This window comes from Ochrobactrum sp. BTU2 (assembly GCF_024539785.1).
Classification (GTDB): Bacteria; Pseudomonadota; Alphaproteobacteria; order Rhizobiales; family Rhizobiaceae; genus Brucella; species Brucella anthropi.
In genome coordinates this window covers 57,978-68,891 of record NZ_JAHWRG010000013.1, presented here as the reverse complement: position 1 = coordinate 68,891, position 10,914 = coordinate 57,978, and the positions used below count along the sequence as shown (strand labels likewise).

The following is a 10,914-nucleotide window of genomic DNA, read 5'->3' as shown; positions in this document are numbered from 1 at the left end:
CAACCGGGGAAAAGAACTCGGTAATTTCATGCCTCATCGATACCGGAAACAACTAGATCAAACAACTTGGCAGTGCCCTGCAACGCTATGACGGCATTCAATCGTGCTGGCGGCAAGGTCGGGGAGGGTTTGCGCAAGCGGCGCGAGCGGGGCGACGCACAACGCATCGGTGAGCTTGAACTTTGTCTGGCGGGCTTGAAATGAGCCAGATCCTCGACGCCATTAAGGTGACTGCAGGCATTGCAATCGGGATCGTGCTTGCATCCATCTATTACAACGGTGTCCCGGTGCTGAAGGGTATTCCTTATATCGGGGCCGCGTTCGAGGGGCAGGCGAAATAAGGGCAGGTGCCGGAGTTTCAGGCGCTGGCCCTGAAAGCTGAACTCGATCAGCTCAAATTGATCAGACGCGCCAATGCCCTCGTTATCGAAGCCTATCAGGTGCAGCTGCGCAACGCCCGCGCAGCTGAAGCCGCACGCATTGAACAAACGGAACAGGAGATTAGCGACTATGAAAAGCGGCTTGCTGATGCGGGGCGGATTTGCCTGCTTGATCGCGATGATATTGAGTTCCTGCGCAAGTGACAGGCTTTTGCAGGATGCGGCGCAACAGGCAGGTAGGGCGCAGGCAGGACGGCAATTGCCTGCATATCCGGATGATTGCCGTAAAAAAGAGGATCATGCACCGCTGATCGATGGGGTCGAAGCTCGATCAGTGCTGAAGCGCGAACGGCAGGCGCTTGATCGACAGAATGCGCGCGCAGATCGATGTGCTGATTTTTATGATGGCTTGGCGGGGAATGAGATGATGGAGGATAATACCATGACAGGCGAGCGCATTCAGAAGATTGCAGACAGTGTCATTCTCCGGGCTGTCGCTCGTGTTTCGATGGCGATGGCGTTACCTCTGGCCAGCCTGGTTGTTTATTTCGGTCTAAACTGGCTGGACAGTCGCTTTGAAAAGCAGGATACGGCAAGTCAGAATGCTATTGCGTTTCAAGTGTCGCGCATTGATCGCATTGAGAAGACGGCAACGACAGCGATTGACCAATCTACCAAGGTCAATGATCGCCTTACGATTGTTGAGACAAAGCAGGCCACGGCAGACGCCACCGCTGCCAAATTCCAGAATGATGCGCTGACAAGATTGGACCGCATGCAGGATAGCATGGTCGGAATATTGAATGCAGTAGCGGCCCTTACGGCAACCATGCAGGCGCGGGAAGATTACGAGCGACGAAAGTCGACGTCTCCACCCTGAATGATTTTCATTAAGCCCGCCCCGTCATTGACGTGGCGGGCTTTTTTAGGCTGTTACCACTTAACTCGGAATCCAGCCTGTCCCTTGAGGGAGTAGCTGTCACCAAAATTGTTGAGGCTGGTGTTGACGAGACCTTCGCCATAGATCGAATATTTGTCGTCGTTCCAGTTGTAGGAACCGCCAATTCCAAGCCCGCCCCACAGACGATCATTGCGGCTGGCAAAGCTTGTGCCCGCAACATCGACCTTCGTGCCTTCCAGGAACTCGTAATAGAGATTGGCAATGCCATAGACATGTGCACGATCAAGTTTGCCATTGGCATTCTGCCATGAGCTTTCATGATCAAGCGTCAGACCAAGACGACCTTGAAGACTGTCACCACGGTCAAGGCTGACCTGTGAGCCGAATGTATCGGCGAAGTCATCGAAATCAACGCTAGAATAGAAAAGCTGCGCCTGTGGCGTGAGCGACCATGCCTGATCGATCGCAATGCGCTTGCCACCTTCAATGGACAACGCATAGCCAAAGCCGTCATTGCCATCGACAAGGGTGCTATTAGCAAGTGTTGAGTTGAGATCGCTTCTGTACCATGTCAGTTGTGCCTGACCATCAAGGTAGAAGCCGTTTTCGCCATACCATGTCAGAGTTCCGCCAAAGCCATAGCCGTCGGTGGAGATTTCACCATCACCATGCACGGATTTCGTCTTGGTCTTGCCATGGGCATAATGCACGGTGACGCCACCGATCAGCTTACCGCTTTCGATTTCTGCCAGCATGCCATCAAGACCCGCCTGCAGCTTGAAGATGTTCTGATCATATTCGGTGGAAGAGGTGGAGAAGCGTGGCTCAATGCTGTTATGCGCGCCTTCGATACGACCCCAGACACCATTGCCCTCGATTGCCACTCCTGCTTCCTCAGGTGCGGCATAGGGCGTTCCCACCGGATCGGCACCTTGTGCAATCACTCGATTGCCATTGCTTGCCCAGAAGCGATTGCCGACACGCTGCTGCAAGGTGGGGACGCCATTCAAGCCAAGCAGCGATTGTGCATAGCTCTCATAGGTTGGAACGCCTGCTTGATAGAGTGGTTCGCTAGGAAGCGTAACAGGATCAGTTGGATCAACAGGATTGGTTGGATCGACAGGATCAACAGGATCAACGGGATCAACGGGATCAACGGGATCAACAGGTTTGATCTGTGAACGCAGATACCAGTCACCATCGGCCGGGCTGGCAACACCACCCTGATAAAGCTTGTAGGCATAGGCACCAGCAACAACAGCATTTTCACCTTCATGCACATAATCGCCTTGCAGCGAGAATGTACCATTGGATGCGCCACCAACTTCAATAATCTTGATGCCTTCAACCGTCTGCGCACCTTCGCCGCCGGCGTTGGTCACAGCGACATTTGTCGTGCCAGCAGTGTCACCCGTGATGACAAGCATGTCGGTTGTCGAACTGTCGTCACCAAGGGCCGTATCGAATGTAATCAAACCACCATTGCCGGTATAAGAGCCGTTTATTGTCAGGCGATCACCAGCCGTGCCGTCATAAAGACGAATTTCACCAGCTGTTTCCGCCAATACATTGCCCTGTAGAACGAAGTCTGACAGTGCGCCCGCTCCTGCTGTCGCATCCAGAATTGCAGCATTGGCAATATTCAACTGCGTGAATGTTGCCGTGGTTGATGGCGTTGCACCACCTTTCTCCTGCATTATCCACTGAGCGCCATCTTGTACGGTGATTTCAAGAGTGGAAGGTGCCGCTTTATTGACCAAGCCGGTGATTTTACCATCGGAGACATTGAATGTAACAGCACTGGGAGACTGTACGGTGCCATTGACATTCAAAAGCCAGCCAGCTGATGCGGCCTTTAGGTCGCTGTTTACCCCACGTATGTTGAGACGGTAATCGTTTTGATTATTGGCCACATTGATCAGGTTCGCTGTCGTGGAGGCCGTTGTGGCAACCAGATCGTTGAACGACGTCACGGTCTGAGCCGTTGCTTGGCTAGCATTACCACTGATCGTAATAGCCTCACGGCCGGCGCTGATGGTCGTGCTGGATGTATCAGCATTTGCATCCAAAACAGCCCCTTGCCATATTATGTCGATAGCTGCATCATTAGCCGCTTGAAGAGTATCGATTTCCATATGGCCGGTTGAAAAAAGCCTGCCTTCTCCGGTACCGATGCTCGCAGTCTTGCCCAGCCGGATAGCATTGGCGCGTGAGGACGTGCTTTTGATTTTGATATTGCTGTTGTTCAGGTGAACTTCTGGCACAACGCCGTTATGCTCCGAACCTGAAATATAAATTCCGATGGCGTCATTGGATGTCGCATTGATGTCGATCGCCAGATCATTCTTGACTTCGACATAACCAGCCGACCCGTTTCCGGAATTCCCTCCAGCGCCCTGAATAACCCTTATGCCGGCTAGGAGAGGATACACATTCCATCCATTATTGGTCGACTGCATCTTAATGTTCATATTGTCGAAAATCGCTTTCGACTGATAACCGTTGAACGCCAACGTTTCCGCAGCATTTACAGTTGATCCAACGACAATGCCATAATGTTCAAACCTTTGGCCGAGGCCGAACGTGCTTCCGTCGTTCCCGTTTGGCAGATTAAGCATCGTAAGATTGAGACTGCCTATCGTCATGGTTCCGCCATGGCTGACGCCGACACCCGCCTTTGCGATATTGTCGCCTATCGGCAAAGATGCGTTGGCCGTCAGGTTCTCGATGGTCAGGTTAATGGTCCTGCCGCTCGCGTCGAATGTGGAGAATGCCGTCGGCGCAGTGCCATAGACAGAAATTCCCGTGCTTCCCTTCAATGTCGTCGTGAGATCGTTCTCGATAGTCATTGTGCGGTTGATGTTCTGGCTGTACAGGAGAAAGCCCGTGTTCCAGATGGAATTGTCTCCGATAGTTGCTGCGACCGAGGCAATCGAACACCCGCCATTATTGGTAGCGTTATTGGATGTGAAAGTGCCATTGGAATTTGATGCACATGGTGCGGACCAAGCTGCAGACGTGAAAAGGCTTGCACTGATAATTGCCGTGCTGGCCAACCATAGTTTTTTCATTTAAAATTTCCCGCGCCTGTTAGGTAAGTATCTCATCTTTGTATTCTTTTTTTTCAATTTAATCAATTAGCTGAAACTAATGCTTTATTTAAATTATAGGTTGTGTGATTAGATTAACACAAGTAGTTATTTGGCGTGATGGAATTTCGCGCACTAGAGCGCGTCCACTTTACTCGGGATCATATACGCATGATTTGAAGTAGTTGGCGCATCTGCAGGAGGCGGCAGGTCGCCTGGAAAATAGTCGGGGCGATACTCGCATCGGCGCAAAAGGATTGCGGGTCCCAGCGGTCAGAACTTCGGAAACCGAAGCCGCAATCGCGTTCGCAAGGCGGGTGGCAACAACCATGCCGCCCATACGGTTGACGGACCTTGTGGCCGATATCGACCGGATGACGGGCTTCAGTTCCTTGTTCGAGCACCTCCAGACCGGTCGGTCACCTTCCGATCTGCGGGTGTTTTATGCGGCGCTGATCGCCGAAGCCACAAATCTTGGCTTCTCGAAGATGGCGCATGCCTGTCCCGGCATCACGCGCCGCCAGCTACAGCAGATGGCAATCTGGCATTTTCGCGAAGAGACATTCGCGCTGGCGCTCGCCAAACTGGTTGAGGCTCATCACTCTGCCCCGTTCTCAACAGTATTCGGCTCGCACACAATTTCCTCATCGGACGGACAACATTTCCATCTTGGCGACGGTGGCGAAGTCGCAGGCGGCGTCAATGGCAGGTATGGAAACAATCCGATTATCAAACTCTACACCGCGATCTCTGTTCGCTACGCGCCCTTTCATACAAAAATCATAGCCGCAACGGCTAGTGAAGCCGTTCACGTGCTTGACGCATTGCTGGAAACTGATGCTGGTCTTAATATCGTCCGTCACCACGTTGATGGCGGCGGCGTCAGCGATCTTGTATTCGCCCTCTGTCATGCACTCGGCTTCGCATTCGTGCCGCGCATTCCCGATCTCGATGGGCGATGTCTCTATGGCTTCGAACCGGCCAAGCAATATGGAATTCTGCATAATGTTATGGGTGGTCGGATAGATACCGATCTGATCAGGGCGCATTGGGACGATATTTTGCGCCTTATGACCTCGCTGCGTACGCGCACCGTCAGCGCCTCGCTCATGCTGAAGCGATTGTCGGCGACAACGAGGCAAAGCGGCCTTGCCCAGGCGTTGCGCCAGATGGGCCGGATTGAACGAACCCTCTTCACCCTCGACTGGATCAACGACGAGCAATTGCGTAAGACAACTACCGCTGAATTGAACAAGGGCGAAAGTCGGAACAGTCTCGTGCGAGCCGTCAATCTTCATCGTCTCGGTCGTTTCCGCGATCGCAGTCAGGGAAACCTTTCGATCCGGGCTTCCGCGCTCAACCTGGTTGTCACTGCAATTATTCATTGGAACACAATCTACACCGGCCGCGTCGTCGATGCCCTGCGCAATGCGGGCCAGACAATCCCGGATCATCTGCTGGCTAGCTTGTCACCGCTCACATGGGAGCATGTGAACCTGACCGGCGATTACCTCTGGGAAGAAAAACCGACATTCGACGAAAACGGCTTCCGCGTAATTCCGTTCTCCCCATGATCCGCCTGCCGTATATCTGTGCCCCTTTAATGTTCAGGGGCCAAGGTAGAGAACACAGCAACCGGCACCGGCAATCCGCCATCGGGGCCGCCGACCACATCGCCACCCGACACGGTGACCGTGCCGCCGGCACAGACGCCTGCGCTGACGCTCGACAAGACCGGCACGCTCAATGATCAGAACGGCAACGGCCTGATCGATCTGGGCGAGACGATCACCTATTCGTTCCTGGTCACCAACACCGGCAACGTCACCATGACCAATGTCACGGTCGACGATCCACTGCTGGCCAATGCCGGGGTGTCGCTCGACCAAGGGCCCCAGACGTTGGCACCGGGGGCGAGCTTCACCTTCACGGCGACCTATACGCCAGTGCAGGCTGACATCGATGCCGGCAAGGTAGAGAACACAGCAACCGGCACCGGCAATCCGCCATCGGGGCCGCCGACCACATCGCCACCCGACACGGTGACCGTGCGAGGCCATAGATTTGCATGCCGCACAGGGCTGGCGCACCCGAAAGGGGCGTCCCTTGGAGCGCTTGGCCCCTGTCGATGAGGTTAAAGAAGCCCTCGACGATATCGCACAAGGGCTTGACCTCCTTGAATCCGGTCTGCGCAAGCTGCGCGGTCGGTTGTCGTCGTGACGGCGTCCCAGGCTCTGGTCGCGATCTGGCTTCTTGCTCGCCTGGAAGACTTCTCGGCGAAATGGCCGAATGTCGACGTTCGGCTGGACGTTTCTGATCGAGTGATCGATCTGGCTCAGGGTGAGGCGGACATCGGCATCCAATATGGGTTGGGCGACTGGAAGGGAGTAAAGTCCAAGTACCTCATGGGCGAGGAAATCATTGCTGTCTGCCACAACAGGCTACTGCGCGAGGGGAGGGAGGTGACCGCAGGCTGGATCGCGGAACAGACACTCATCCACGACGGCACGCCGCATCCGGGTGGGGACTTTCCGAATTGGAGCGAATGGCTGACACGTGCGGGCGCGAACCATGTTCCCGACGACCGTGGATTGAAGATCAACTCCACGGCTGCGGTCATCAATGCGGCGGTCGCAGCCCGCGGGATAGCGTTGGTGCGTAAGGCTCTGGTAGCTCAGGAGATTGACAGCGGTCGTCTCGTCCACCTCATGCCCGACATTCGCTGGCCCGTCAAATGGGCCTACTATGTCGTCGCATCGCCAAAAGCCCTGCCTCGATATGAAGTTAATGCCTTTCACCACTGGCTTTCCACCCTGAGTTAATGCAGTAACACAAGGCAGCTAGATCTACTGCAACCTCCGAAACCGGACCGACCGCTTCAGGCCTCATTCCAGTCGTCCGAATTGGACGAACGTGCATTCTTGACTGGCAATCAGAGCGACTGTTTTAGATTTTGTCCCAAAAGGCTGTCCGTAATGCTAACTATTTCCGTAACCTGTTAGCATAATATATGGTCAGGTGGTGAAGCTCTGTCCATAATCAGTCGTTTTCGGACAGGGGAGGTAAAATATCTTCACGTGCGCCCTGCAAAATTCGTGATCCTGCCTAGCTCATTTTCGAATCTTTAGGCATATCCTCCTCGTTTTCAACCATCTCCAATATTTTCAGTTGCTCTTTGAGAACCTCTTTCATGATATTCTCGATTTCGGCCACCCGCATTCCATGATCCGCCAGCTGAACAACCAATCTGGAAATTTCGCTATCTCTCACTTCGTCATGAATCTGCCATTTCGATATTGCCGTATAGTCATCGGGATGTTGCTTTGATTTCTGCCTAGCCTTGTTAATCCCCAGCCGCGCGGCATTCTCAACTAAGAATTCAGTAAGGTCAGGACGATGCTTCGGTTTTTTGGTCATTCGTTGATCCCTCAACCTTTGGTGGTAATCAAGATAATGCATCACAATATTGCATCCCTCAACACCTTGAAAAGAAAGGGCAGGGCAGGGGATGCAGATCGAATAAGTTATGCCATAATCTAGGCCATGGAGAAACTGCCGACGCTAGCGCCTCATGGTGAACGATCAGATTCAGGTAACTTGCGGGAACTGCTTAAAGCATTCGCGACAATGAGGAACATACCTCATCCGATGCCAATTTCGGAGCTTTTGCGCTGCACTTCATACGAACGCACCGCTGCCTTTCTCGACCACGGTCCAATTTATAGCGCCCGATACTGCCCCATAGATTTCAACAATACTGTCTACCCGACAAAGTGGGGTAAATCTGATATAATGCGGACGGTTGGTTACGCCCTCTCGAACGAGAATGCCCTACGTGGATGGGCAGCCCTATTGGAATTCATCGCAAACCGGGCAAGAGGTCTACCCGGACTGTATGTCTTTCTAGATGTCGACGAACGCCCCCTGTACGTCGGAAAAGCTTGCTCGGTGAAAAATCGGCTATTACAACATCTTAGTGGGTACGGGAGCATGAGAGCACGAGATCAAATCCTACAATTGACGCACTATGTCCGCGCATTCTATGCGGACGATGGAGAGTACATCCTCGCGTCAGAAGACGACCTAATTTCCGAATATGACCCACCCGGCAACCGGCGTCTGTCTATTGAAAAGTGGCTAGACTTTGCTTCACCACGACTAACCGCTCAAACCTCTAAGTCGTCCAGAACTGAACAATCACCTCCAACCCCTTTTCACGCGAATACTCTTGTTCCCTCCCGCTAACGACCCCTTCAAGCCCCCCTCTTAAGCTCAACCGCGTCCATCATCTTCCAAATGTTCGGGCCAACCGGCCCTAATTGTGCGGCGGACGGAGTAGGCAGAACTCTTCGCCTCGGAAGCGAAGCGCGACATAGCTGCATTGGTTCATGTGATCGATCAGACAGGCTTGTTCCGGTTTTGCCATTTCCTCCATCGTGCAGCGCTCTTTCGCACATGATTGCGTGTACATCTGCCCGGTAGGAATATGTACAACGAAAAGAGAAGTCACCGGCCCCTTCGGGTCGAGTGCTTCATATGCGGCTGTCAATCTCTCAAAGACCGCACGTTCTTCCCCCACAGGGTTTAGGGCGATCCCCATTTCGCCAACTTCACCGACCATTTTCATGTAGCGCAGATGTTCTTTGTCAGAACATACAAGCCGGTCAGCCTTTGCAGGAAAGGAAGTCGCAAAGACAATCGCGCTGACAACAACCGCTATCTTCCGCATGATTATACAATCCGTCCGTGCTTGCTTTATGCCTCATCATCCACACTGGCTAAAGGCTGGCGGGTGCGGAACCACAAATACAGGATTCCGATCGGTGCAACGAAGATCGCAAACGCCCAGAGGCATGCGTTGACGAACCATTTGAGCATGAACAGCATGATCGCGTTCATAAAAATTACGTTGTTCCCGAAAGCCAGATCGCGAAGTTCATCCCAGACCAGCTTCGCGAACGGAAAGAGCAACGTGCTCAGCGAGGCGAAAACGATCAGGCCGACAGGCGAACCATTCTTGATTTCGGCGCTCAGCGCCATGCCGATCATAAGAGCAAAAAAGATCAGCCCGATCAAATAAGAACGGATGAGATAGGACAGTTGCACCCCGCCAAAAATACGACGCAAAAAGTTCATTCGTTAATATCCTTACGTTGCCTACAAAGATGCCTCTGCCTATATTAGTTTCGGACGCGGTTGTAGAACCTCAATTGGTTCAAGCCCCCCCGCTAAATTTCAACCGCGTCCACCATCTCTCGATCTGCTTAGGTTTTGCTGGCTTTCACCTAGTCAGGATCTTCAACCAAGCAACCGTGATGCGCCTACTGGCCGAGAAAGATCGAGCCGAGATGCGTCCGCGCCATTTCCTCGGTCAAAAGCCCTTCCTGCATCTTTATCTGGATGCTTCGGTCCAGCGATTGCGCCACGATGTTCGTATTGGTCCGGGCTTCTTTGAACAAATCGCGTGTAACTTTCGTCCAATTTTCGACCGGCTGCGAAATATAGCGATCACGCACATCATCGGTGAACACCATGAATTCACGGATAGCAAAGCGTCCGCTCAAGTCCGGTGTCGGCACAAGATGCTGAGCAATGAGAACCTTCAAAGACGTGATCAGGTCATAAGCCCGGCTGACTTGTTCCTCTGGCGGGAACTCGTTGACGATACGCCGAAGCGCTTCTGCAACAGATCCTGCATGGGTCGTCGTGTTGACGATATGGCCTTGAACGGACGCGGCAAGACAACCCGACATGGATTCATAGTCTCGCGCTTCACCGACATTGATAATATGAGGCGCGCGCCTGAGCGAAGCCCAGATTGCCTTGCCAAATGTCGGAATGTTGCGGCCTTCGCCAATTTCGGACTGCGCGATGAAGGAAGGGGAGTCGAGATTTTCGTCAAGCACGTCCCGGAAGGTGTATTCAATCGGCGCCTGATAATCGATGATCTTGCGCGGATTATCCTTGTTCACAAGATGCGCGTGCGTGATCGCCGCCATCGTTGTTGATTTGCCGTGGCCGGTGCCGCCTGCGATGATGATCACGCCATTCTTGGGATTTAGAAAATCCCGGATTTCATGCTCAAGCGCAACGCTGTCCATTGTCGGCGTTTTGATCGGCAGCGAGCGCACCGAAATCTCCACACCATCCGATCCATCCACATTTATGCCGGTGGCGTTAATGCGGTAGCGGCGGCGGGTTTTGCGGTCGATGACAATTTCATACGCAAAGTCCAAAGGGCGACCCTGCTTTATGATCCCGGCGGCGTCGGCTGATCGCCACAAGGCCGAAAGGATCATATCGACTTCGGACAGATTGAAGATGCGCGTGGAACCGAAATACTGACGCCCGCTAATCTGAACGTGCAACCGGCTTTCCGACATGATGGAAAAATCGGATGCGCCACGGTTGGACGCGCCCGCGAACAGATGATTAATCAGTTCAAGATTGGTGTCGAAACGAACGGGTTCCTCATTAAGAAGGGGAACATAATTCCCCTTCGGATCATACTCTTCTGCAGAAAGCTTTTTCTGGTCGATCATGA

Annotated in this window: 10 protein-coding genes and 1 pseudogene; 6 read left to right on the top strand and 5 right to left on the bottom strand. The window is 53.1% G+C overall.

The window, feature by feature from the left end; translation table 11 throughout:
* Positions 1 to 200: 200 nt before the first annotated feature.
* Genes KWJ32_RS23540 through KWJ32_RS23530 form a run of 3 tightly spaced genes read left to right on the top strand, consistent with a single transcriptional unit; the run spans position 201 to position 1,260 of the window.
* The gene (locus KWJ32_RS23540; protein WP_164844746.1) at positions 201 to 341 is read left to right on the top strand and encodes a hypothetical protein; all 141 of its coding nucleotides are present in this window, start codon (positions 201 to 203) and stop codon (positions 339 to 341) included.
* 6 nt (positions 342 to 347) lie between these two features.
* Positions 348 to 584 carry a hypothetical protein gene (locus KWJ32_RS23535; protein WP_128094975.1) on the top strand — a complete coding sequence of 79 codons (237 nt, stop codon included), beginning with the start codon at positions 348 to 350 and terminating at the stop codon, positions 582 to 584.
* A complete protein-coding gene (locus KWJ32_RS23530) occupies positions 550 to 1,260 on the top strand; it encodes a hypothetical protein (protein WP_252869893.1) in 711 nt (236 codons plus the stop codon). The genes KWJ32_RS23535 and KWJ32_RS23530 overlap by 35 nt, the downstream gene beginning before the upstream one ends.
* 53 nt (positions 1,261 to 1,313) lie before the next feature.
* Here KWJ32_RS23530 and KWJ32_RS28320 read toward each other — a convergent pair whose 3' ends face one another.
* The gene (locus tag KWJ32_RS28320) at positions 1,314 to 4,352 is read right to left on the bottom strand and encodes an autotransporter outer membrane beta-barrel domain-containing protein (protein WP_011982901.1); all 3,039 of its coding nucleotides are present in this window, start codon (positions 4,350 to 4,352) and stop codon (positions 1,314 to 1,316) included.
* A gap of 212 nt (positions 4,353 to 4,564) precedes the next feature.
* Here KWJ32_RS28320 and KWJ32_RS23520 point away from each other — a divergent pair.
* From KWJ32_RS23520 to KWJ32_RS23510, 3 genes and pseudogenes are all read left to right on the top strand, one after another.
* Positions 4,565 to 5,944 (top strand): annotated as a pseudogene (locus KWJ32_RS23520) (Tn3 family transposase); the annotation flags it as partial.
* 114 nt (positions 5,945 to 6,058) lie between these two features.
* Positions 6,059 to 6,502, top strand: a complete 444-nt coding sequence (locus tag KWJ32_RS23515; protein ID WP_024899694.1) for a DUF11 domain-containing protein — start codon at positions 6,059 to 6,061, stop codon at positions 6,500 to 6,502.
* 84 nt (positions 6,503 to 6,586) lie between these two features.
* Positions 6,587 to 7,192 carry a LysR substrate-binding domain-containing protein gene (locus KWJ32_RS23510; protein ID WP_247877684.1) on the top strand — a complete coding sequence of 202 codons (606 nt, stop codon included), beginning with the start codon at positions 6,587 to 6,589 and terminating at the stop codon, positions 7,190 to 7,192.
* A 283-nt stretch (positions 7,193 to 7,475) separates the two neighbouring features.
* On the opposite strand, the gene KWJ32_RS23505 is transcribed toward KWJ32_RS23510, so the two are convergent.
* From KWJ32_RS23505 to KWJ32_RS23490, 4 genes are all read right to left on the bottom strand, one after another.
* Positions 7,476 to 7,787, bottom strand: a complete 312-nt coding sequence (locus tag KWJ32_RS23505) for a hypothetical protein (protein WP_247877685.1) — start codon at positions 7,785 to 7,787, stop codon at positions 7,476 to 7,478.
* A gap of 898 nt (positions 7,788 to 8,685) precedes the next feature.
* Positions 8,686 to 9,099 (bottom strand): hypothetical protein, encoded by a 414-nt coding sequence (locus KWJ32_RS23500; RefSeq protein ID WP_128094977.1) that lies wholly within the window; start codon positions 9,097 to 9,099, stop codon positions 8,686 to 8,688.
* 26 nt (positions 9,100 to 9,125) lie between these two features.
* Positions 9,126 to 9,506, bottom strand: coding sequence for a hypothetical protein (locus KWJ32_RS23495; protein ID WP_256886317.1), 381 nt, complete (start codon positions 9,504 to 9,506; stop codon positions 9,126 to 9,128).
* Positions 9,507 to 9,691: 185 nt separating this feature from the next.
* Positions 9,692 to 10,912 (bottom strand): ATPase, T2SS/T4P/T4SS family, encoded by a 1,221-nt coding sequence (locus tag KWJ32_RS23490; RefSeq protein WP_256886316.1) that lies wholly within the window; start codon positions 10,910 to 10,912, stop codon positions 9,692 to 9,694.
* Positions 10,913 to 10,914: the final 2 nt, after the last annotated feature.